Origin of the sequence: Apibacter sp. ESL0432 (assembly GCF_019469225.1) — a bacterium.
In the GTDB taxonomy this organism is placed as follows: domain Bacteria; phylum Bacteroidota; class Bacteroidia; order Flavobacteriales; family Weeksellaceae; genus Apibacter.
Genome location: NZ_CP048266.1, coordinates 874,399 through 896,877, shown reverse-complemented (window position 1 = coordinate 896,877; position 22,479 = coordinate 874,399). Strand labels below are relative to the sequence as shown.

The following is a 22,479-nucleotide window of genomic DNA, read 5'->3' as shown; positions in this document are numbered from 1 at the left end:
TTTAAAATATTTTTACCTCACTTTTATACAACCCGATGTTTTTTCCGTTTCCTTCCAACCATACCGAGGCATCATCTCCGGTATGGATAATTCGTACGGTTAATTGTATTGATTCTTCCGTATTTCCCATAGTTATTTCTTCAAAGGCTTTAAATATCTGGGCTTCATTAAAAGTTATTGCTCCTGATCTTAATTTATTTTCTTTTTCAATCCAACTAAATGATATTTTTCGAGGTATGGCTTTTTTTTCTGATTTGTTCCATCTTAATTCTTCCGGTATTTGATATAATTTTATCGGTTTGTCTCCGAATAAGATTTCTTTTTCTCCATTAAAGTAAAAACAGGTTACTCTATTGGTTATTTCATTTGAATTCGGAAAATCAAAGTTAAATTTCCAATTATATTTTTTCCTGTATGTATCCCATAGCCCGTAAGGAATGGGTTTGTCTTTATTAGCATCTTGTACTTCTTGAGGGATGATCCCCGGATTTTTCATTATGGATTCTTGATATTCCGGACGAAGCATACTGTATTCCGGTTCATCTTTTAATTTTTCAACTTGCTCTTTGGGTATTTCTGTTTTTACTCCCTGGTATCTGCCTATTTCTATTTGACGACCTGTTCCCGCGACCCAAATTACAGCTACTCCTCCGGGAGCAAAGCCTACATTGATTGTTCCATAATTATCTTTTTCTGGTTCAGGAAATTCATTATTATAGGATGGAATATAATATCCTTTTCTAAAAAGTCGGGCTATTTTTTCGTAATCCAATTCGGCATCTACATGATAAAAGGTCTTTTCGGCAAAAGATATCCATATCACATTTAAACGTTTAGGCAAAGGTTTTACTCCGCTGCTCATACTCCTTCCCGCACTCCCCCATTCTGCATTATCTACCACTCCTGAGTATAAACTAGTATAGCCTCCTGTGGTTAATTCTAATCCCCCCATAAAAACATCTACGGGATAGCCTGAGGGACAGGAAACAGTTTCCTTCCAATCAAATTCTTCTTTCATAGTTTTTTTGTTTTTATCCTGACAGCTTACCACTAAGGAAAGCAGTTGTAGCAGTGCTATCAGATAATGATTTTTTATTTTTAGTTTCATTGTTAAATATTTATATAATTAATGGTTTCCCATTTTAAAATATTTTTACCTCACTTTTATACAACCCGATGCTTTTTCCGTTTCCTTCCAACCATACTGAAGCATCATCTCCGGTATGGATAATTCGTATAGTTAATTTTATTGATTCTTCCTTATTTCCCTGAGTTAGTTCTTCAAAAGTCTTAAATATCTGGGCTTCATTAAAAGTTATTGCTCCTGATCTTAATTTATTTTCTTTTTCAATCCAACTAAATGATATTTTTCGAGGTATGGCTTTTTTTTCTGATTTGTTCCATCTTAATTCTTCCGGTATTTGATATAATTTTATCGGTTTATCCCCGAATAAGATTTCTTTTTCTCCATTAAAGTAAAAACAGGTTACTCTATTGGTTATTTCATTTGAATTCGGAAAATCAAAGTTAAATTTCCAATTATATTTTTTCCTGTATGTATCCCATAACCCAAAAGGAATGGGTTTGTCTTTATTAGCATCTTGTACTTCTTGAGGGATGATCCCAGGATTTTTTATCACCGATTCTTGATATTCCGGCCGTAGCATGCTGTATTCCGGTTCGTCTTTTAATTTTTCTACTTGCTCTTTGGGTATTTCCGTTTTTACTCCCTGGTATCTGCCCACTTCTATTTGACGGCCTGTTCCCGCTACCCAAACTACGGCTACTCCTCCCGGGGCAAAACCTACGTTAATAGTACCATAATCCTCTCTAAATGGTTCTGGTCGTTCTTTAACCATGGATAATGTATAATAACCTCTCCTAAATAGTCCTACTATTTTTTCATAATCCAACTCAGCATCCACATGGTAAAAGGTCTTTTCGGCAAATGAAATCCAAATTACATTTAGTCGTTTAGGCAGCGGTTTTTTTCCATGACTCATACTCCTTCCTTCGCTACCCCATTCTGCATGATCTACCACTCCCGAATATAAACTTGTATAACCTCCATCGGTTAATTCAAGTCCCCCCATAAATACGTCTACCGGATAGCCTGAGGGACAGGAGACGGTTTCTTTCCATTTAAATTCTTCTTTCATAGTTTTTTTATTTTTATCCTGACAGCTGTTGAATATAAATGAAAGCATGAGTAGGAATTTATATATTGTTGTTATTCGAATCACCTTGTTTTTATCCTTTATTTACTCTTGCATCAATGGCCCCTAAAATTGTTGCTGTTCCTGAACTTTGTATCCAAAGATCCCCTCCTACTATTTTATAGGTGGAAGTTGTTGTTGTTTCGGTTAATTCTCCGTTAACCGTAATTTTTTTATTTTCGAATACCCTTTGTGTATAAGAATGAGAAATATGTTTGTGCTCATTCCCTACTTCCAAATGATTGTCATTTCCTACTTGTACATGAAAATTATTCCCTATGGTAACCGTAAAATCATTTCCTACGGTAAAATTCATATTATTAGGGGCATTTACGGAAATATTTCCTTTTCCGTCCATAAACCAGCTGCTTTTTCCGGGATCGGTTATTAAAATGCTACCCTCTGCATCATTAAACAGTATTTGGGTTCCGCTTCTTGTTTGTATGACTTTAATGTCATTTTCGGCTGTGTAATAGGCCGCAATTTCTCCTCCGTTATATGCTGTTCCTACTACGATAGGCGCTTCGGCATTGCCGCCTTGAAAGGCTATCAATACGGTTTCTCCTATTTCGGGATTCATAAAACAGCCTTTTCCTGATCCGGCATGGGGTTGGATTACTTGAATCCAAGGGGTTTGCTGATTGTCGGGTTTCTGCCAAACAAATTGTACGCGCACTCTTCCCATTCGCAAGGGATCTTTATTATCTGTAACGACGGCATGTTGCAGGGGGGCTTTCGGATATTCGTATTCATCACAATACGCAGGAACGGTTACCTCTTTGGGTAACCCGATAAAGGTATTGGTATATCCTTCTCCATCTGAAAATTCGTGAGTTATTTCTGTTATTCGGTAGGATTCAATGGGAGTTTTACCCGTTTTGAAAATCTCATGCCCGGGCATCCAAATATTTATTTTCGCAATATCTCCTATCCGTAGTTCGGGGTTATTAGAGGTGGCTTCTATATATACCAAATTTTGTTGTTTTACCTTTTGTTTGATAATCGCCTCTTCTATTTCAACCTGTCCTTTGTGTAAAAGACTATGATGGAAATGTGCGGTAGGTGCTTTGGTAAACAAATTTTGACTGGAATTAAAGGCTGATTGTTGAAAGGGATTTGTGGACTTTTGGAGGTTTTCTCTTTCAGAGTTTACCGTGTAATCTTTTCCTTGTATGGGATCATAAACGGCATAAGAGAATTTTTGAGGTTTGGTTTCCAGTTTAAGTTCATAGTCATATATATCTTCGCCCTCGGTCAATTCAACTATGCGGCTGCCCCACGAGGAAAATTGAAATTTTTCTCCGTTATAATAAAAGTATTCTCCATATCTTACGGCGAGATTTTTTATAAATTGAAAATCATTTTGATTGTATTGAACGGTATAGGGTAATTTGTTTTTAAGGTTGGGATTGCAATCAAACGAAACTATATCTTTTGGATAGTCTTGGGAAACTTCTCGTATAATCTCTTCTAAGGTTTGATTTTCAAAACTTCGGCAATGAATTCCATTTTCCATTAGAAAAGCCGGGGTTTTTCCTCGAATGATAATCTTCTTTATCCCGTCTTTTTTATTGGAGGATATGCTTGATATAAGTCCTGTCCATACGGAGACAATTTTTCCAAATTGTATGAAACTAAAAGTTATGCGACTTCCCAGATATTTTTTTGAATTCTGAAGCAAATAGGCATTGGATTCATCGAATTCTCCGGGATCAGCGGTTAGAGTAAATTCATGATCTGCATTGATTTTCTGAATTAGCTTCAAATGTATACAGGTATTTGAAAAAAACGGATTTCCGTTTATTTGTACTTCTATATGAACAAGATGTGAATTTCCATAGAGTTGTTGTTTACTTCCTCCATAGGCAGCTATAACTCCTTTTTGTTGTTTAGCTTCTTCTATTTCTTTTTGAGTTAATAGTTTGAAGGATTCTCCTTCATCCGGCATAATTGGATTCATGACAGGAATGTTTTAGTTAGTTTGTTTATAGATATATAAATATATATACAGGATAAATATAAAGATATTTTTAAACCAAATAAAATATTTTTTATTTTATTTTTTATTAAAATACCATTCATAAATAATTTAAATAGTTTCCAATTATAAACGGTTTATTGTAAAAGATATGCTTAAAAAGTATTTATTTTATATTCATTATAAACGTTAAACATTGATTTATTCCTTGTTTACTCTTTTTTGTTAAATATAGTTCATGATATCATCATTACGGATTAAATTTAATATTGGATATATGATTAATTCATTTACATTACGTAATCTTCTATAGTACCGGTTTTTCATTTATTAATGAGGGATGGATCGGCGTCTAAATAAATCGTTTAAGTCAACTCCTTATTAGATTTATTGTAAGGTCTAAATTTGAATCTTTCTTTATAAGAAAAAAGTTTCAAGTAAATTTGTAGAAATAGTTTACCAATAGACAACTATAATTTTTAAGCCTGATTACAATTTTTCTCTAATTTGTTACTTTTTCTTTTTTGTTGACGTGTAGATCAAATGTTTAATTAAAAGTTATTTAAAATTTTCAATTTTATTTTTTATTTCACTTATAAAATCGGATGCTAAAGTACTATTAAGTACATGTTCTTCAAATGTCATGGTTAAATTCATAATAACTTTATAAAACTTTTCATTATTTTTTACAATCGGAATATTTTTTAACTTATCTAAACTTATACTCATTGATGAATTCAAAAATAGGGCATCTGTAATTAAATCTTTATCTTTTAGCGAAGTGATCATAAAACTTCCCTGGATGCGGTGTCTTTTAGCCAAATTTTTATAAATTAAAAATGAAATTAAGCGTCTCAAATATTGGGGTTGAGCTTCTATTAATCTGGTTTCTTTAAAAAAGATGGAAGTATTATAGTCAGAAAATTTGCATTTATCTATAATTTCTTGAATTTCTTCAGGTTTTTTTTCATCCGAATCTTTAATTACACAAGATATATTTTTCTTTTGCCCATTGATTTCTTTGTCTAACATAAATTTTGCATTTATGGTTTCGTATTGTACCACTTTCGGAAAAAATTTGGAGCGTTTGACAGCTATATTTAGTTCCGGAAAATTTTTTAATACCTCTGATACAATATATATCATATAAGCAGTATAAGAAATTTTTTTTCTTGTATTGTTATTTCTATACTCAACGAGATTAGTAGCATCTACGTTTACTGAGAGATGGATGGCATTTATTTTTTTGGTGTATTGTAAAAAACTATATACTCCCTTTATTTGTCTTAAAATAGGCTTTATTGGATTCATTTTTTATTATTTAAATATTAGAATCTATTAGCGATATGCTCTTTACATTCTTTATTAATAAAAAATATTTATTTGAAAATATCATTACATATTTTTCAACATACGCACCTATTTCTAATGGAAATAAGGAATTCCATTTTTTTATTATTTGTAGTACTGATTCAAATATGACCATTTTGTATAGCAATACTTGCAAAAATTCATCTGTTTTTTGTGTCTTATTCATAAGTATTATTTTTTTAGTTTAAATTTAGTTTTATTGAATTTCGAGTGGTTAGCAGATTCACTTATTTATTTTATCTCATATCATTGTGTTAATTTTTTTCATTTTAAGCTATATATGAATTAACTAATGAAACTGTTTTTGCTATAAAAACAAATCTAATCCTAGTAATAGCCGGAAAATTTTTCCGTAATTATTTTCTTTAAATAAATTAGTTTCATTTACTACTGCGTTCCCTATATTTAGGATTATCTATTTTTAAAAGAATAGCACCTATTTAATTTCTATTTTAATTTCTATTTTTTATAATTCTTATTGAAATGACCTATATTCTATCTGATATGTGCAAATCAATATTATAATCGTTTTACTTAATTTTTCATATTTCAAGCAGGATATACTAATTCATGACTGATCATATACCCTTTCTATTATCCTGATGTATGCTTTTTATTTATAAGTAACAATTGTTAACGCTTTTGATTAAATTTTTAGTTAAACTATTCAAATTAATTTTCCGGCTTACATGCCTTCCTTTTAGAGTTAAAAACTTACTTTTTGATGTTAATTTCATAAAATTATATTTTATGTTAGCATAAATCAAATATATGAAAATAAATATATAATATTTTATTTATTTTTCATTTTTTAATACACATAAATCAATTAACCATATTTAAATATAAAAATTGGATTATTTACACGTATTCACTCGAATTCATAATATAAAAATTTATTTTTTAGTTTAATAAAATTATTTTTTTTTTATAATTAAATAATAAAAAATATTTACTGAATATGAGTATAATATTTCGTACCGATTCAATCAAAAAACACAATAACAATAATATATAAATAAACACAAAAATGATAACTATCAGGAGTTTAACTTATATATTTTTATTAATTTTAAAAAATTATTTTAAAATTTATATGTATTATTGTGTAAAAATAATTTAATTTTAAAATGATTTATATGAATGATTATGACTTTAAAAAGAATGTTCATAAATTAATCACTATGGATTAAGTCTGTACTTAATCAGTAAACTTATTTTATCTAACCTGATAAAATTTGATTATCTTATTTATAGATTTTTTTCTAATAAAAACCAATTTCTATAATTAAGCTTACATTATATACTGCCTAGTAAGGAGTAATTATTTATACCAACGGGATACGATTAAAATAATTACGATAAATATTATTGAATAAATATAATTTAATATATAAAAATGAAAATGAAAAATAAAATTATCTTAGCTTTTTTATGTTTATTACTTAATAGTATTAATTTATCTGCCCAATCGTTATCAAATTCTAAAAAAAGTATCTACAAAACAGGATTCCGTGAAATAAATATAAATGATTATTTAAGACCGCTTCAAATTGCTTTGGTATATCCAACCTCGGCAAAACATCCCATTGCAAGAATTGGAGATAATGAATATATCATCGGTGAAAATGTAATTTATGATGCGAAAATATCCGATAAAAGCTTTCCTTTGGTTATTTTTTCTCATGGACTGAATGGGTCTTGGGATAATCATATTTGGTTAGCTGCAGCTTTAAGTAAACGGGGATTTATTGTAGCAATGCCTAATCATCCAGGAACTACCTTGCAAGATATGGATCCGCAACTTGCTCGAGATATGTTAGCCCGTCCGGAAGATATTCGTCGTACAATCAGTTATTTATTGGAAACTAAACAATTTTCAGATCATATAGATGCTAATAATATCTCTATTATCGGGCATTCTTATGGAGGATGGACTGCAGTGGAAGCTATTGGCGGTAAATCTTCTGCTAAAGTTTTCAAAAAAGAATGTCGTAAATATCCCATCATGTTAGCTTGTGACGTTTTTAATGAGCAAATGAAAGGTTTGGATGAAAGATCAGATTTTCTGAAATTAGATAAAGACATGAAAGATCCCCGTATCAAAAGAGCAGTAATCTTAGATATAGGATTTGGCCGCATGTTTATTCCGTCCAGCTTATCGGAAATAAAAATTCCGGTTTTAGTGTATTCCGCCGGACCATTTGTAGAAAGAATACCGGCAGAATTAGAAACCGGTTATTTAACTAAATATCTACCGGAAAAAACTTCCAAACACATAGTTTTGAATAATGCTACCCATTATAGCTTTATGGCTATCTGCAGAAAAAATGCAATAGAACTATTTAAAAAAGACAGACCGGATCAAGTTCCTACTTGTGAATTTGACACGAATGAGCGTGCAAATATTCATACTCAATTGATTAAGCAAATAAGCAGTTTCTTAGTAAATAACTAGAAGTTTTAAAAAAATTTCATAAATGGCAAGGCTATTAAATAGTTTTAATAGCCTTGCCATTTTTTATATATACCATTTCAATAAAATTAGTAAAAAATTACCGATATTTATATATAAATTACTTAATCTTTAAAAAACATGACTTAACTTCTATTGCTGTTATGATATCCTCAAAACCCTTTTCCTTATTTCGTTTTTAATCTCTACTAAAAAAGTGTAAAATTTTATCCCTGAATTTTAAAATAATAATCTTATTTTTGCAGGCAATACAAAGACAACAACACAACACTAAAAAGTTTTATTATGTTTGAAAAGATTCTTATTGCAGAGAATTTCTCTAACGATAATTTTGCTGTTAAAAAGATAGTTGAAGAACTAAATATTCCTCATATTGACCAAGCAAATTATTGTGATGATGCCATTTCTAAAATTCGAAAGTCTTTTTCTAATAATTTACCTTATGGGCTATTAATTACAGACTTAACATTTGACCCTAATCAAGAACATGTCATTACATGCGGGGAAGAACTTATTAAAGTAGCTAAAGAGGAATTTCCCGATCTTAAAATTATTGTTTTTTCCATTGAAGACAGACAGCCTATTATTAATTCTTTTTTTGAAAAATATAATATAGATGCTTTTATAACGAAAGGCGCAGAAAGTGCAAAAGAATTAAAGAAAGCTATAGAAGATGTATATGAAAATAAAATATACCTGTACTCCAACAAATCTCAAAAAGGCGGATTATTTGAGTTCACAAACAACGACCTGGAATTAGTGCGCCTATTATCGGTTGGTATGAATGTACCTGAAATTTCAGTCAAATTCAAGACAGAAAAGGTATATCCCAACAGTGAAAGTTATTTAAATAAAAGATTGGTATCGATTCGACAACATGCCGGAGCTGCAACTACTTTACATTTACTTACTTTATTTTCAGATTGGAACTTAATATAAATCGTACGGTAAAATTTATTAAAAAATATTTTATAACCTAATTGATTTATTTTCAATTACATATGAAAGCTTAATGCATATATTCATGAAATCCATCAATTAAACAGTAAATATCCGATCCCTATATCCTTTCGGTATATAAATGATTGTTGAAACAGTTAGCACCTCATAAATATGCCTTTATTTTATTAAGGATATATCATTGATATTATCTAAATATCAATCAAATTGCTATTTTATCGCTTCTTTTTCAACATAATTCATAATAAATTTGCATTTATGAAGCGAAAAGATAATTTATCTTTATGGTTTGCAGGAGACATCAAAGCCGGATTTCCTTCGGCAGCAGATGATTTTCATTTGGAACGAATTAATTTGAACGACGAATTAATAAGAGATCCCGAAACCACTTTCTTGGCACGAGTAAATGGGGATTCTATGAAAGATATGAGGATTTATAACGGAGATCTTATTATCGTGGATAAAGCATTGGAACCTAAAAACGGCAATATTGCCGTATGTTATATAGACGGGGAATTTACATTAAAAAGACTAAAGGTAGTAAAGGAAAAAGGAATAGTAAAAGAAATTATTCTCCTGCCGGAAAACAAGGAATACGAACCGATCCGGGTTACTCCTGATCAAGATTTTATTATTTGGGGAATACTTACCCATACCATTATAAAATTTTCATAGCATGTATGCTTTATTAGATTGTAATAACTTTTATGCTTCTTGCGAAAGAGTGAGTAATCCCTCTTTAACAGGTAAACCTGTTTGTGTGCTTTCAAATAACGACGGCTGCGTAATTGCCCGTTCCAATGAGGCAAAGGCCCTCGGCATCCCTATGGGAGCTCCTGCATTTAAATATGAAAAAGTATTTGAAGAAAATCAAATATTCCTCTATTCCGCCAATTTTCCCCTGTATGGTGATTTAAGTAACCGTGTAATGAATATCATCGGGCGTTATTGCAAAGAAGTTGAAATATATTCTATCGATGAAGCATTTATGAACTTTAACGGCTATATGCAATTGAATTTGCGGGAACATTGTTTAGATTTAAGAAAATATATACTTAAGGGTGTAGGCATTCCTACCAGCATAGGAATTGCTCCTACTAAAACACTTGCCAAAGTAGCTAACAGGATAGCCAAAAAATATCCTGAGCAAACCCATAATGTATATGTTATTGATTCTCCCGAAAAAATTGAAAAAGCACTCAAGTGGTTGCATATTGGAGACATATGGGGAATTGGAAGAAGATTAAACAAACGATTTCAGGCAAAAGGTATTCGTAAAGCTTATGAATTGGTTAATCTTCCGGAAACATTTATACGTCAAGAAATGGGAATAGTAGGAATCCGCATGATCAATGAATTAAAGGGAATTCCTCAGCTTGATATAGATTTGCCGGCTCGTAAAAAGTCCATTGCCACTACCCGCACCTTCGATTACATGACCGACAAACTAGAAGATTTAAAAGAAAGAATAGCTACCTTTGCCGTGAAATGTTCAGAAAAATTACGCGCACAACAAAGTTGTTGTAATTATGTGACTGTATTCCTGCATACAAATTTCTATAGGGGCGATTTAATTCAACATCATCCCTCTGTTACTTTAACGCTGTCTAATCCCCACAATTCAGCTATTGAGTTAAGTAAATGTGCTCAAAAAGCATTGGAAACCATATATAAAAAGGGGTATCAATACAAAAAAGCAGGAGTTATTGTTTCCGGTCTAATCCCTGAATCGGAAAGACAAATTTCTTTGTTTGATGAGGATTATTACCTGAAGCACCAACCTATTATGAAGATTATGGATAAGTTGAACCATAAATACCATGAAGATAAACTGAAATTGGGTTGTCAAGATATTAAAAGGACTTGGAAGATGAAGCAGACCCGACTTTCTAAACGTTTCTCTACCGATATGAGGGAACTTATACAAGTTAAGGTATAAGGAAGATCCGGCTAAATATCATCCGATGATAATTTTATAAAAAACAGAGTGAATATGCGTGAGGATTTAAAAAAGATGGTTTCCGATTTACCCACCGTTCCGGGAGTATATTATATTTATACCCATGAAGAACGATTGATTTATATCGGAAAAAGCAATAATATCAAAAAAAGATTAAGCCAACATTTTACCTGTACCGACCGTAAATCGGTAAAAATACAAAACTTTGCTTCCAAAGTCAGGTATGAACCTACAGGAAGCGAATTAATTGCCCTGCTTATGGAATCTGAGGAAATAAAACACCACAAACCTATTTATAACAGAGCGCAAAGGCACAGCATTTTTTATTATGGCTTATATCCCGAAATAACTCAAGAAGGGTATATATCCTTACAATTGAAAAAGATAGATAACCGATCACAGGAAATTAATTCTTACTTGAGCTTAAAGCAAGGAAAAGAAGATTTATTCCGCATTACGGAAACTTATAAACTTTGCCAAAAAATAAACGGATTGTATAAATCCAAGGCCCAATGTTTCCAATATACGCTACACGAGTGTTTAGGCGCCTGCGTTAATGAAGAACCCGTAGATGAATATAACAAGCGTGCGCATCAATATTTAGAAAAAAATTCTTTTCCACAAGAAACCGTATTATTAAAACTTCCGGGAAGAACAAAGGATGAAAAGGGATTAGTTTTAATTGAAAACGGAATTTATAAAGGATTCGGATTCTGCCCGAAAAGATCTCGAAAAGATCCTTTAACGTTTATTATGCCTAAATCGGATAACAAAGATGCAAGAAGAATTTTAAGAAGTTATTTGAAAAAACAATAAAACAGGTTTACTACAAACCTAATAATTTTGTTTTCAATCAATTATTATTTTCACACCGGTAATGTACTGTATTTTTTACCTCCGTTAAATACAGACAATTGTTTACGTTTAATAGAACGTTCTTTAGCATTATATTATTTTGCCTAATAATCCTAATAATCATTTATTTTAAAAAAATTTTCAAGATATCTTTTATAAATTTTTACATGAAAAATTAATAATAAAATAAAAATCATACTAGATAAAAAAGTAAACCATAAAGGCGAAAAAACTATCAACCAAGACCATTCTATAATATTTAAAAGTTTTAAAATAATAAAAGTAATTGTTAAAAATCCCGGCAAAGAAGAAAGAAAAATTAATAGTTTCATTTATCTAGAAGTTAGTTTTAATTTTTCAATTATATTGTGAAAAATTTATTTAGTGCGCACAAAGATACAAATTTCTAAAAAAAAATACGAATTATAATAAAAATACATGTATTTTATACAATAAAGATAAAATAAAATAAAATATAATTCTAAGAATTCTTGATTAGTCGAATTTGATCGTATTCCATATATAAAACACACTGAGCCATTTTGTTAACTTCGTCTTGATCGTGAGAAACTACTAAGGTAGTAGAACCAAAAACAGCATGTGTCTTTAAAATTTCGTTTTGAAGTTTTATCCTCATCGTCGAATCTACAGAAGACAAAGGTTCATCCAGAAGTAATAGATCCGCTTTTTTAGCCAAAGTTCTTGCAAGAGCTGTTCTTTGTTTTTGTCCTCCTGAAAGTTTATCAGGTTTCTGATTTCGTAAAGCATCTAATCCATAAGACTTAATTAGAGTATCCACCCATGCTTTATCTTTTACTTTATTTTGTGCAAAAGATATATTTTCTTCCACCGTCATATTAGGAAATAAAGCATAATCTTGAAACATGAAACCTATGTTTCTTTTTTGCGGACTTAAATTTATGTTATTTAAAGAATCGTAGAAAATGCGATCTCCTACTTGAATTATTCCCCTATCGGGTTTTGTTAAACCGGCAATCATTCTAAGAAGTGTAGTTTTTCCTATTCCCGAAGGCCCGGAAATACATATTAATTGGTTTTCGGGAAGTTCAGTTTGGACAGATAGAATACGACTTCCTTCCGAGGTTAAAATTCTATATTCAATATCAATATATATCATTAAGAAAATTATATAGTTTTAATTTTAAAACCTTTATTAATGCTATAAATGAGAGTAAGCAATATAAATGAAATTAAAAATAAAATAAATGAATATTGATTTGCGGTTTTATAATCTAATGCTTGTACCTGATCGTATATGGCAATAGAAGCTATACGAGTTTCTCCGGGGATATTTCCTCCAACCATTAGCACAATTCCAAATTCTCCTATGCAATGCGCAAAAGTTAATGCTACACCGGTGATAAGAGAAGGTTTTATATTAGGTAATAAAACTTTGAAAAATGTAGTTGTTTTGGATTTTCCTAAAGTATAGGCAGCTTCTCTGTAACTTACAGGAAGAGACGAAAATCCATTTTGAAGAGATTGTATCATAAAGGGCAATCCTGCTATAATACTTGCTATAATTATGCCTTCAAAAGTAAAAGCTAATCTGGTATTAAAGTGTTTCTCTAAAAAAGCGCCCGGTATGTTTTGAGGACTAAAGGCCACCAATAAATAATAACCCAGTACCGTGGGAGGAAGAACTAAAGGCATACAGATCAAAGCTTCTACCAGGGGTTTTATTTTGAAATGCGTATATGCCAACAGGTAGGCAACCGGCAACCCTATAAACAATAAGAAAACGGTTGATAGAGTTGCCAACTTACCTGTAAGCCAAAGAGTGTTTATAAAATCTTCGCTCAATTAATTAATCTTTTTTTGCTAAACCGTATCCGTATTTTTTCCAAATATTGTCACATTTGGAACTGATAATATAATCCAAGAAACGAGAAGCTTCACCGTTTTTTTCCCATCCGTTTATAAGTACGGCAGCTTGTGCTATCGGTGGACATATATCTTCCGGTAATACATAATAGTGCCCCTTATTTTTCATTTCGGGTGCTAAGGCCAGCGATAAAGCAATAAACCCTATTTCTGCATTTCCTGAAAATGCATATTGAGCCGTCTGATTAATGTTTTCTCCCCATACAATACGTTTACTTATTTTATCGTATAAATCCTCCTTTTTAAGTGCATTAACAGAATTTAAACCATAGGGAGCATTGTCCGGATTAGCAATGGCTATTTTTTTAACTTCCGGTAATAAAACGGCTGACAATCCTTGCGATAAATTCAATGTAGAACTCCACATGGCTACTCTTCCGTAACAATAGTTAACTGCCGATGCAGAAGTTAACCCTCGATCTTCTAATTTGCCGGGAAATTTAGTATCTGCAGACATAAAAAGATCAAAAGGGGCTCCATTAATAATTTGTTGGGTTAGAGTTCCTGAAGATCCATAAGTAATTTGGAGATCTGCGCCCGGGTAATCTTTAAGATATTGTTCTTTAATTTCTTCCAGTACATATCTTAAATTAGCAGCAGCGGCAATAGTAGCTTTACGTTCTTTTGTACAGGATATTAAGCCGAATAAAAATAGTAATATCGGCAAAAAAACTAGCTTACGTTTCATGATTATATAAAATTTTTAGTGTTGTGCTCCTTCAATTATTTTGAAAATATGCAGTATCGAAGGAAAAACTGCATCCATAGATTCTTCTGCTCCTTTGGTAGAACCCGGCATAGTAATTACTAAGGTATTTCCGATTAATCCGGCTATGCTTCTGGATAACATGGCTAAAGGCGTTCTGTTTTGCCCATAGCTTCTTATCGCTTCTGCCACTCCCGGAATTTCTCTTTCCAGTAAAGGTTGAACCGCCTCAGGGGTAACATCCCTCTTAGATAATCCGGTACCGCCGGTTACCAAAATTAAATTTACGCCTTTCCGGTGATATTCTCTAATTTTGGTTTGTATATCCTCTTTTTCGTCCGGAATAATTTCATAATCGGAAACATCTACTCCTATGGTTTGAAGTTTTTCCATAATTACTTTACCTGCACGGTCTTTTTTATGACCCTTAGAAATGCTGTCAGAACAAACCAATATGGATGCAGTTAATGGTAAATCAAATGAATTGCTTTTATCTGATTTTCCTCCTCTTTTTTCCAATAATTTAATTTGTTGGATTTCGACATTCTTATCAATGGGTTTAAGCATATCATACATCGTTAGGGCAACTACCGATGCCGCATGCATAGCTTCCACTTCAACTCCTGTCTTATAAATGGTATGTATTTCAGCATAAATATAAATCTCTAACTCTTTCATTTCATAGGTTATGGAAGTATATTCTATGGGCAGCGGATGACAATCCGGGATCATGTCACTTGTTTTCTTTGCCGCAAATAAACCGGCAACTTTTGCCATTTCAAAAATATTTCCTTTGGGAACTTTGTTATCCTTAATAGTTTGAATAGTTTGTTGATATCCCACCTTAACCACCGCTTGAGCTATGGCTTTTCGTAAAGAATTACTTTTATGCGTTATATTTACCACTTTTTTATTTTTTAAAATTATTTTTCTGCTTTGGTTGAAAAGAATACCGGTTTGAAAGTAATCATGATATAAGCCCATTGTGGAAACTTGGTATCAACCCCCAATTGATCTTTTAGTATTCTTGTTCCTTTGTTTTTCATATAAGTACTCCAACCTGCTTGTAAAGATAATGTTTGAGAAACTGTATAATCTGCCAATAAATCAATTTCAGATCCTATGCCTTTGTTATTTCGGTTATCCATTTTTTCAGCAGTTGAAAAAGTATGGAATCCACCGTCAAAACTTAATTTTGAATTAGCTTTTACAGACACTCCACCGTATAAATCAAGTAACCCTTGCTTAGGTAAGGTTGCCCAATACTCCATAGATCCATTAAAAGAATGGTTAGCACCATAAAGTTTATTAAAGGTGTGATCTTTAGATTTTGATAACGTGGATTTGGAACCTGAAAAATAATCAACCCCTACGTTAGCTGAAATGAAATCGGAGAATCTATACTTAGTTTTCAAAGCTAATAAAGAAGCATCTAATTTACTGTCAGATCTATCATATCCAAACTGGTAATATCCGGTTGCATAAAATGAAAAAGGAATGCTGCGATCATCTAATCCAAAGTTAGCTCCTACTGTATTTCTAAAGATAGAAGTTTTTACTTCTTCAGGAACTTCTCCTTTTTGGAATCCTTCATTAACCCATATGGCAGAAGCTGTAAATTTTCCAATTGGTTTATATAACCAAGTATAGAATAATGATTTATAACTTTTGTCATACACAGATTCATAAAGGACATCCGCCGCATTGTTCCAACCTCCTCCGACATGTGCTTTAAATTTAGAAGTTTCGTATTTTAATTTTAAAAGGTCATGTGCATTAGGGGTATTGCTCCAATTACCGGATGAAAAAAGACGCTTGTCGTCATATTCTAAAATTTGACGTCCTAAAACTCCTGAAAATTCAGGGGTAAAGAAATATTCTGCCCAAGCTTCGTATACTCCTAAATTATTTCCGGTTTTATTTATTCCATTTGATCCGTACGTTTCCGTATCTTGTAAAGTAATTTTAACTTTATAATCTTTTTCAGAATAAGTAGCACCCAATCGTACCCTTAAATTATTCACATAAGCAGCATCTAAAGAATCTGCCAAAGGCTTACGAAAACCACTTCTTAATTCTCCTCTGGTTCTCAGTTCTCCATCAATTTTAATTTTCTGTGCAGTTAAGAGACTTAAACTCCCTAAACTAAAAAACAACAAATACCAAATTTTTTTGTGTTTCATAAATTTAATTTTAGTTAATAATTAATTTTCTCTATTTAAACAATCGTTTATCCCAATTTTCAATGGTTCCATTTTCTAAACGATTGCTAAATATTTTTTTCCAACTTAGTGCTAATGATTTTATCTTTAATAATTTGTTTAAAATTTCCTTATCTAAACAATTTTCTTTTTTATATAAAATAGTTAATAAATAGGTTAAACTATACTCGGGGTATGGCCGATCTATTAGCTCAATAGTATCTCCTTCTTTTAAACTTCCTTCTTCCAATACACGATAATACCATCCTGTTTTTAAACTTTCTTGTACTCTAAGCGACATATCACTGCATTGAAAATGATAGTTTAATTTCCAACACGGTTGTCTGGCTTGACTTACTTCTAACACGCAGCTGCCGATTTTATAAATATCTCCGATCATAACCGTCTCTTCCGTCATTCCTAATGAGGAAATATTTTCGCCGAATGCTCCTGATTTTTCTAATAAAGGAAGTTCAGGCAAAGACGTTTTCCAATATTCATAATTTTCAAAGGCATATTGATGTACCGCTTTTTCTTCTCCTCCATGATTGATCTTATCACTCTGTTCATCATTAATTAATCCCAATTTGGATACCTTTTGCGAGTCGGTAACTTTTTTTTTGTTAATGGCGCTTTGATATTCTGTGTTAGCCAAGCGTTGTATTTTACCCGCATGTAAAGAGCTAATTAAAGGTTTTTTCATGGTTTTATTGTTTGTTTTCTTTCCATTGGTAGCTGTTATCGCTAAATATTTCTTTACCCCAAATGGGAAGTTCTTTTTTTATTCTCTCAACTAATTCGTCACAAGCCAGCATAGCAGGTTTTCTATGTTTAGATGATGTAAAAACAAAAAGACATATTCCGCCTTTTTTTACCAAACCGAGGCTATGATATACATGCATGCACAACAAATCGTATTTAGAAAATATTTCTTCCCGTAGTTGAGAAAGTTTTTCAACGGCCATTTCTTGATAGGCGGTAAATTCTATTCCTTCAACTTCCTTTCCTTCAACTATATCTGCTCTAACTTGTCCTAAAAAAATGCTATGTCCTCCAATATCTTTTTTATGAGTATGGCTTTGAATACTTTCAGAAATAAATTCTGCGGGTATAGCTCCCTCTAAAAATGGATATATTTTTTTCATATAATTCTCTATTTAAAAAATCGTGTCAATTCCGTTTCGAATATGCCATATAGCTTTATTGGGAAACAATTCTTTGGCTATCTCGACAGCTCGGCTGCTGCGTATTCCCGTTTTACAAACAAATACAATTGTGTCAAATTTTTCAAGAATAGGTATATTTTCTTCAATCACAGACAACGGAATTTGTATATAGTCGAAACCGGAAATTTTGGGTAGTTCATTTTCATTTCTTACATCAACCAGTATCGATTTTTCATTGGAAAGTACTTCTTCCAACCGGGAAAGATTTTCAATTTCATTTTCGGATGAAAAAATTCCACAACTACATTCATAATCGATTGTTTTAAATTCATCTTCATTTTTTGGAGTTGAATTTTTTTCCGACTCGGCAAAATTAATAATTCGAGTACTATAATACAAGATGTTAAATATCATTAATTTATGTACTAAAGGTTCTCCGATACCTGTAATTAATTTTATAACTTCTTGGGCTTGTATAGTGCCAATTATACCCGTCAGAGTACCCAAAACTCCTGTCTCATTGCAGGTTGGAACTTCTGAAGGTTTGGGTGGATCAGGAAACAAATCTCTGTAATTGGTTTTCATTTTATCTTTTTCCACATTGAATACAGAAACTTGACCTTCATATTGGTAAATGGCTCCATATACTAAGGGAATATTTTTTAAGGTACAAATATCATTAAGAAGGTACCGTACCTGAAAATTATCTGTACAATCTACAACGATTTCATAGGAATCTATAAGTTTACATACGTTTTTTGAAGTAACCTTTTCCTTGAAAGAGATAATTTTAATAGTTGAGTTCATTTCTTCCAGCCTTTCTTTTGCTGCTTCCGATTTAAACTTTCCTATATCGCCTTCTTTGAATAAAATTTGTCTATGTAAATTGGTCAATTCAACAGTGTCATAATCAACAATTCCCAATTGTCCAACTCCGGCTGAAGCTAAATATTGAAGCACGGGGCAACCCAATCCTCCTGCTCCCACCACCAATACACGAGACTTACAAAGTTTATTCTGGGCTTCCATACCAAATCCGGACAAAATTATTTGTCTGTTATATCTTTTAAAATCCATCGATTGATTAAATTAAATTTTTATCCTCCGGAATATGGCGGAAGTAAAGCTATTTCTGCACCTTCCGGTATCGGGTCTGTTTCTTTTGCATTTTGGTTATTAACAATAATCAAATAATTTAATGATTTTAATTCAGGAAAATAAGTTTCCAATATTTCTTTAAGTTCTGAAACAGTATTAACTTTATCATTAAGTTGATATTTTTCATTCTGAAAAATATCGGTTAATTTCCCGAAAATTTTAATATTCATATTGTTTTAAAATTTTTTTCGATTTTCTTAAATTCTTCTTGGGTATTTATATTTGAAAAGATATCTTTTTTAATTATCTCAGTTAGATCAATTATTTTAGATTCGGATTCTATAATAAATTCCGTCAATTTTAATTGGTTATGGGCTAGTTTATCTTCTATAAATTGTAGTGCATCATAGGTATATATTCCAAACAATGGTTGAATTCTTCCGTTATAACTTGCTATGGTGGCTAAATTTGTACTGAGGTTGTCAACTAGATAATTAATTGCTTCGGGGGTAATAAAAGGCATATCACAACTTACAACAAATACATCTTTTTTTGAGTGATCTAATGCTGCATGGATTCCTCCCAATGGTCCTTTATTTTTAATCTTATCTGCAACCAATTCTAAACCGAATTGTTTATATTCTTCTTTATCCGTATTAATTTTAACCGAAGGAAAACATTGGGATAAAACTTCAATGCTGTATTGTATTATAGGAATTCCGTTTAGTTTTTTTAAACCTTTATCCTCTCCCATGCGAGTACTTTTTCCTCCTGCAAGGATATAAGCTTCCATTGTTATAAAGTTTTGGTTTTAAACAAATTAAACTGTCCGTTTATTTTTTTATATTCTTCCACAATTTTTTTCCCTTCTTTAGTCAAGAAAGCACCTCCTCCATTTTTACCTCCCAGATTTTTAAAAACCAGCGGTGTATTGGAATATTCGTTCATTTCTCTTACCATTCCCCATGCTTTTCTATAAGGTATGCCGATTTCTCTGGCCGCAGCGGCTATAGATCCGGTCTCCTCAATACTGTTCAATAGTTCGGCCCGTCCCCTGCCTATTTTTAAGCCGTGGGTAGTTTCTAACCAAATATATCCTTCTATTTTTAAATTCTCCATACTGTAAATTTTTCCCCTTGACGGATCATTCTTTCCTCTCCCGATATTTCTACTATACAATTCGCGCTACTGAATGAGTTCATTTTATAGGATTCTTGAGAGGATGTTATGCTTACCTCTCCATTTTCTAAATGCCCTTTTAAAAAATTAGTGAGTTTATTTTTTTTGTTAAAGTCATTCATCAACTGGGCATCTTCATAGGAATTAAAAATATGATTTTCTCCTTTCAATCCTTTTAAGAAAGGACGAACATATTGATAAAAACACGTTAAAACGGATGCGGGATTACCGGGTAAGGCAAATACATAATGTTGTTCTTTTTTACCAAAATATAGTGGTTTACCCGGTTTTTGCTGAATTTTATAAAAAAGTTGGTGTATCTCTGCTCTTTCTAAGCTTTCTTTTACATAGTCATAATCTCCTACAGAAATACCTCCTGTAAGCAATAATACATCAACTTCTGCTGTTCTCGTTTGGATTTCACGAAATGTTTTTTCTTTATCATCAGAAACTTTTACTATAAATTCAACTGAAATATCCATTTCTTTTAAAGCAGATTGCAGCGTAATTGAGTTACTCTCATATATTTGTCCTTTTTTTAAAGGTGTTCCTCCCGTAACTAATTCATTCCCTGTAACGATAATCCCAATTTTTGGTGAAGAAAAAACGTGTACCTTTTCTATTCCAAAACCTGCTAACATACCTATAACGCCCGGTGTAATCAATGTGTTTTCTGCTGCCACTAATTCACCCTTTTTTGTTTGAGAACCTAGGGGGCGTATATTATCTCCTTTTTGAAATTCTCCTTTTTGAACTATTAATTTATTATTTTCAACGGTTGCTTTTTCTTGCATGACTACTATATCTGCACCGATCGGAATCATTGCTCCGGTAAATATTCGAGCTGCTTCTCCTCTTTTTAGAGTTGGCAATTCAGTTTGTCCCGCTTGTATGACGTATTTAACCGTTATTTCGTTTTTATCCACCCAATCTTGATAACAAAAAGCGTATCCGTCCATCGCTGAATTGGTAAAATTCGGTACGTCTATGGGTGCATATATCGGTTTAGCTATATACGAATGCAAAGAATCGCTCAAATTCTTCTCACGAATGGGACATTTAATACGTATTTCGTTGGAAATAAGGGTTCTCGCCTCAGATACTGTTATAAATTCATTCATGTTTCAATAGGTTTTTTTTAGCATATCGAAAAGAAAAGTTAACCGCCAATTTTAATCATACTCCTGTTTTTAAGATATTCGGGATTTAATTTTATAAAATTTTCAAATTGACCTCCCATCTTTTTATGTTTGTTTTTTAGAAAAGATTGTATGAGCGGTTCAATATCTTCACCTTTTCGTAAGGTTCCTAAAATATCAAATTCATCTTTTCCAAAGAGACAATTTTTCATCTTTCCGTCAGCAGTAATTCTCATTCTATTACATCCTTGACAAAAAGGTTGACTCATGGTTGTTATAAAGGCAAAAGTTCCTTCATATCCTTTAACTTTAAATTTTTTGGTTGTATCGTGGTTGTGATCCTGAATTTTATCATAAATAAAATGAGAATCTATTTCATCCAACATTTCGTCCATAGTAATAACCTTATTTTTTTCCCATTGATTTCCATTAAAGGGCATAAATTCTATAAAACGAACTTGTATTGGAAAATTTTTGGTTAACGAGATGAAATCTTTTATTTCGTCATCATTAACATTTTTCATAAGTACCGTGTTGAGCTTAACCTGAAAACCTCGGTTTACGAAAAGTAGAATGTTATCCCAAACTTGAGAGAATGCATTACGCTTTGTAAGGAGTTTAAATTTTTCTTCTTGTAAACTGTCAATGCTGATATTTACTGTATGCAACCCTATCTCTTTTAATAAATCCGCATACTTATGTAAAAGCACCCCGTTGGTTGTTAAATTCAATTCTACCGGTAAAGTAGACAACCTTTTAACTATTTCTTCAAAATCACGTCTTACCAAAGGTTCTCCTCCGGTAAGACGTATTTTATTTATTTGATAATTAGTAAACGTTTTAGCTATGCTGAAAATTTCTTCCGGACTCATTAATTTTCCGTAAGGCAAACACTGCATTTTTTCATTGGGCATGCAGTAAATGCAACGGAAATTACAACTGTCTGTAAGAGAAATTCTCAAATAATTATGAATTCGATTATAACTATCAACTAGTTTATTCATATTTATTATTCGGATCTTTTTTTAGATTTTTAGGTGGTTCCGGTAAATATCTTAGTAAAAAGACAGCCGAGAAGAAAAGAAAAACCGAACCTCCAAATGTTGCCCATGCAAACGCCTGGTTATCATCTAACGCATTGTTCAATGCTCCATACATCATCCATACCTGCAAGGTTAAAATTAATATTAATATAACAATAATTGCAGACATTAATGTATTAATTTTATTAGAATTTGCTGAATTTTGAACTTCTTTGAAATTATTCAT

At 31.8% G+C, this 22,479-nt stretch carries 24 protein-coding genes; 5 read left to right on the top strand and 19 right to left on the bottom strand.

The window, feature by feature from the left end; genetic code table 11:
* Position 1 precedes the first annotated feature (1 nt).
* The 4 genes from GYM73_RS03760 to GYM73_RS03745 form a co-directional block, all read right to left on the bottom strand.
* Entirely contained in the window at positions 2-1,108 is a 1,107-nt protein-coding gene (locus GYM73_RS03760) for a DUF2931 family protein (RefSeq protein WP_220234184.1), read from the bottom strand.
* Positions 1,109-1,142: 34 nt separating this feature from the next.
* On the bottom strand, positions 1,143-2,207 hold the full coding sequence (locus GYM73_RS03755; RefSeq protein ID WP_220234183.1) for a DUF2931 family protein: 1,065 nt from the start codon (positions 2,205-2,207) through the stop codon (positions 1,143-1,145).
* A gap of 43 nt (positions 2,208-2,250) precedes the next feature.
* The gene (locus GYM73_RS03750; RefSeq protein WP_220234182.1) at positions 2,251-4,176 is read right to left on the bottom strand and encodes a type VI secretion system Vgr family protein; all 1,926 of its coding nucleotides are present in this window, start codon (positions 4,174-4,176) and stop codon (positions 2,251-2,253) included.
* Between the two features lie 576 nt (positions 4,177-4,752).
* Positions 4,753-5,505 (bottom strand): 2-oxo acid dehydrogenase subunit E2, encoded by a 753-nt coding sequence (locus tag GYM73_RS03745; protein ID WP_220234181.1) that lies wholly within the window; start codon positions 5,503-5,505, stop codon positions 4,753-4,755.
* 1,465 nt (positions 5,506-6,970) lie between these two features.
* Between GYM73_RS03745 and GYM73_RS03740 the strand changes: the two genes are divergently transcribed.
* The 5 genes from GYM73_RS03740 (at position 6,971) to GYM73_RS03720 (ending at position 11,777) form a co-directional block, all read left to right on the top strand.
* Positions 6,971-8,023 (top strand): alpha/beta fold hydrolase, encoded by a 1,053-nt coding sequence (locus GYM73_RS03740; RefSeq protein ID WP_166003394.1) that lies wholly within the window; start codon positions 6,971-6,973, stop codon positions 8,021-8,023.
* A gap of 303 nt (positions 8,024-8,326) precedes the next feature.
* The gene (locus tag GYM73_RS03735) at positions 8,327-8,980 is read left to right on the top strand and encodes a response regulator (protein WP_160542277.1); all 654 of its coding nucleotides are present in this window, start codon (positions 8,327-8,329) and stop codon (positions 8,978-8,980) included.
* A gap of 279 nt (positions 8,981-9,259) precedes the next feature.
* Positions 9,260-9,676, top strand: coding sequence for a LexA family transcriptional regulator (locus tag GYM73_RS03730; RefSeq protein WP_105297408.1), 417 nt, complete (start codon positions 9,260-9,262; stop codon positions 9,674-9,676).
* A 1-nt stretch (position 9,677) separates the two neighbouring features.
* A complete protein-coding gene (locus GYM73_RS03725; protein WP_220234180.1) occupies positions 9,678-10,940 on the top strand; it encodes a Y-family DNA polymerase in 1,263 nt (420 codons plus the stop codon).
* Positions 10,941-10,994: 54 nt separating this feature from the next.
* Entirely contained in the window at positions 10,995-11,777 is a 783-nt protein-coding gene (locus GYM73_RS03720; protein ID WP_220234179.1) for a GIY-YIG nuclease family protein, read from the top strand.
* A 152-nt stretch (positions 11,778-11,929) separates the two neighbouring features.
* Here the strand turns inward: GYM73_RS03720 and GYM73_RS10010 are convergent, their stop codons facing one another.
* From GYM73_RS10010 to GYM73_RS03645, 15 genes are all read right to left on the bottom strand, one after another.
* Positions 11,930-12,148: a hypothetical protein gene (locus GYM73_RS10010; RefSeq protein ID WP_160542280.1), complete on the bottom strand. Its 219-nt coding sequence runs from the start codon at positions 12,146-12,148 to the stop codon at positions 11,930-11,932.
* A 149-nt stretch (positions 12,149-12,297) separates the two neighbouring features.
* Positions 12,298-12,954, bottom strand: a complete 657-nt coding sequence (locus tag GYM73_RS03710) for an ATP-binding cassette domain-containing protein (protein ID WP_160565439.1) — start codon at positions 12,952-12,954, stop codon at positions 12,298-12,300.
* Positions 12,955-12,962: 8 nt separating this feature from the next.
* Positions 12,963-13,640, bottom strand: a complete 678-nt coding sequence (gene modB, locus GYM73_RS03705) for a molybdate ABC transporter permease subunit (protein ID WP_160567450.1) — start codon at positions 13,638-13,640, stop codon at positions 12,963-12,965.
* Positions 13,641-13,644: 4 nt separating this feature from the next.
* Positions 13,645-14,409 carry a molybdate ABC transporter substrate-binding protein gene (gene modA, locus GYM73_RS03700; RefSeq protein ID WP_105297402.1) on the bottom strand — a complete coding sequence of 255 codons (765 nt, stop codon included), beginning with the start codon at positions 14,407-14,409 and terminating at the stop codon, positions 13,645-13,647.
* A 15-nt stretch (positions 14,410-14,424) separates the two neighbouring features.
* Positions 14,425-15,333 carry a bifunctional molybdenum cofactor biosynthesis protein MoaC/MoaB gene (moaCB, locus tag GYM73_RS03695; RefSeq protein ID WP_220234178.1) on the bottom strand — a complete coding sequence of 303 codons (909 nt, stop codon included), beginning with the start codon at positions 15,331-15,333 and terminating at the stop codon, positions 14,425-14,427.
* Positions 15,334-15,350: 17 nt separating this feature from the next.
* Positions 15,351-16,610, bottom strand: a complete 1,260-nt coding sequence (locus tag GYM73_RS03690) for an alginate export family protein (RefSeq protein ID WP_220234177.1) — start codon at positions 16,608-16,610, stop codon at positions 15,351-15,353.
* A 31-nt stretch (positions 16,611-16,641) separates the two neighbouring features.
* On the bottom strand, positions 16,642-17,331 hold the full coding sequence (locus GYM73_RS03685; protein WP_220234176.1) for an MOSC domain-containing protein: 690 nt from the start codon (positions 17,329-17,331) through the stop codon (positions 16,642-16,644).
* Between the two features lie 4 nt (positions 17,332-17,335).
* Positions 17,336-17,773, bottom strand: a complete 438-nt coding sequence (locus GYM73_RS03680) for a molybdenum cofactor biosynthesis protein MoaE (protein WP_105297399.1) — start codon at positions 17,771-17,773, stop codon at positions 17,336-17,338.
* A 12-nt stretch (positions 17,774-17,785) separates the two neighbouring features.
* Entirely contained in the window at positions 17,786-18,871 is a 1,086-nt protein-coding gene (gene moeB, locus GYM73_RS03675) for a HesA/MoeB/ThiF family protein (RefSeq protein WP_220234175.1), read from the bottom strand.
* Positions 18,872-18,891: 20 nt separating this feature from the next.
* Positions 18,892-19,122, bottom strand: coding sequence for a MoaD/ThiS family protein (locus tag GYM73_RS03670; protein WP_160556462.1), 231 nt, complete (start codon positions 19,120-19,122; stop codon positions 18,892-18,894).
* Positions 19,119-19,685, bottom strand: coding sequence for a molybdenum cofactor guanylyltransferase (locus GYM73_RS03665; protein ID WP_220234174.1), 567 nt, complete (start codon positions 19,683-19,685; stop codon positions 19,119-19,121). The genes GYM73_RS03670 and GYM73_RS03665 overlap by 4 nt, the downstream gene beginning before the upstream one ends.
* A gap of 2 nt (positions 19,686-19,687) precedes the next feature.
* Positions 19,688-20,011, bottom strand: a complete 324-nt coding sequence (locus GYM73_RS03660) for a winged helix-turn-helix domain-containing protein (RefSeq protein WP_160567461.1) — start codon at positions 20,009-20,011, stop codon at positions 19,688-19,690.
* On the bottom strand, positions 19,999-21,192 hold the full coding sequence (locus GYM73_RS03655) for a molybdopterin molybdotransferase MoeA (RefSeq protein WP_220234173.1): 1,194 nt from the start codon (positions 21,190-21,192) through the stop codon (positions 19,999-20,001). Before GYM73_RS03655 ends, GYM73_RS03660 begins: the two co-directional genes overlap by 13 nt.
* Before the next feature lie 38 nt (positions 21,193-21,230).
* Positions 21,231-22,214, bottom strand: a complete 984-nt coding sequence (gene moaA / locus GYM73_RS03650) for a GTP 3',8-cyclase MoaA (RefSeq protein ID WP_220234172.1) — start codon at positions 22,212-22,214, stop codon at positions 21,231-21,233.
* On the bottom strand, positions 22,207-22,479 hold the full coding sequence (locus tag GYM73_RS03645; protein WP_105297392.1) for a hypothetical protein: 273 nt from the start codon (positions 22,477-22,479) through the stop codon (positions 22,207-22,209). The genes moaA and GYM73_RS03645 overlap by 8 nt, the downstream gene beginning before the upstream one ends.

Bases quoted from the DNA above. Each gene is read 5' to 3' on its own strand.
- GYM73_RS03690 (WP_220234177.1), bottom strand. From the start codon at position 16,610: ATGAAACACAAAAAAATTTGGTATTTGTTGTTTTTTAGTTTAGGGAGT.
- modA (WP_105297402.1), bottom strand. From the start codon at position 14,409: ATGAAACGTAAGCTAGTTTTTTTGCCGATATTACTATTTTTATTCGGC.
- GYM73_RS03735 (WP_160542277.1), top strand. From the start codon at position 8,327: ATGTTTGAAAAGATTCTTATTGCAGAGAATTTCTCTAACGATAATTTT.
- GYM73_RS03670 (WP_160556462.1), bottom strand. From the start codon at position 19,122: ATGAATATTAAAATTTTCGGGAAATTAACCGATATTTTTCAGAATGAA.
- GYM73_RS03740 (WP_166003394.1), top strand. From the start codon at position 6,971: ATGAAAAATAAAATTATCTTAGCTTTTTTATGTTTATTACTTAATAGT.
- GYM73_RS03665 (WP_220234174.1), bottom strand. From the start codon at position 19,685: ATGGAAGCTTATATCCTTGCAGGAGGAAAAAGTACTCGCATGGGAGAG.
- GYM73_RS03730 (WP_105297408.1), top strand. From the start codon at position 9,260: ATGAAGCGAAAAGATAATTTATCTTTATGGTTTGCAGGAGACATCAAA.
- GYM73_RS03755 (WP_220234183.1), bottom strand. From the start codon at position 2,207: ATGCTTTCATTTATATTCAACAGCTGTCAGGATAAAAATAAAAAAACT.
- GYM73_RS03685 (WP_220234176.1), bottom strand. From the start codon at position 17,331: ATGAAAAAACCTTTAATTAGCTCTTTACATGCGGGTAAAATACAACGC.
- GYM73_RS03680 (WP_105297399.1), bottom strand. From the start codon at position 17,773: ATGAAAAAAATATATCCATTTTTAGAGGGAGCTATACCCGCAGAATTT.
- GYM73_RS10010 (WP_160542280.1), bottom strand. From the start codon at position 12,148: ATGAAACTATTAATTTTTCTTTCTTCTTTGCCGGGATTTTTAACAATT.
- GYM73_RS03760 (WP_220234184.1), bottom strand. From the start codon at position 1,108: ATGAAACTAAAAATAAAAAATCATTATCTGATAGCACTGCTACAACTG.
- GYM73_RS03745 (WP_220234181.1), bottom strand. From the start codon at position 5,505: ATGAATCCAATAAAGCCTATTTTAAGACAAATAAAGGGAGTATATAGT.
- moaA (WP_220234172.1), bottom strand. From the start codon at position 22,214: ATGAATAAACTAGTTGATAGTTATAATCGAATTCATAATTATTTGAGA.
- GYM73_RS03660 (WP_160567461.1), bottom strand. From the start codon at position 20,011: ATGGAGAATTTAAAAATAGAAGGATATATTTGGTTAGAAACTACCCAC.
- moeB (WP_220234175.1), bottom strand. From the start codon at position 18,871: ATGGATTTTAAAAGATATAACAGACAAATAATTTTGTCCGGATTTGGT.
- GYM73_RS03750 (WP_220234182.1), bottom strand. From the start codon at position 4,176: ATGAATCCAATTATGCCGGATGAAGGAGAATCCTTCAAACTATTAACT.
- GYM73_RS03655 (WP_220234173.1), bottom strand. From the start codon at position 21,192: ATGAATGAATTTATAACAGTATCTGAGGCGAGAACCCTTATTTCCAAC.
- GYM73_RS03725 (WP_220234180.1), top strand. From the start codon at position 9,678: ATGTATGCTTTATTAGATTGTAATAACTTTTATGCTTCTTGCGAAAGA.
- GYM73_RS03720 (WP_220234179.1), top strand. From the start codon at position 10,995: ATGCGTGAGGATTTAAAAAAGATGGTTTCCGATTTACCCACCGTTCCG.
- GYM73_RS03645 (WP_105297392.1), bottom strand. From the start codon at position 22,479: ATGAATAATTTCAAAGAAGTTCAAAATTCAGCAAATTCTAATAAAATT.
- GYM73_RS03710 (WP_160565439.1), bottom strand. From the start codon at position 12,954: ATGATATATATTGATATTGAATATAGAATTTTAACCTCGGAAGGAAGT.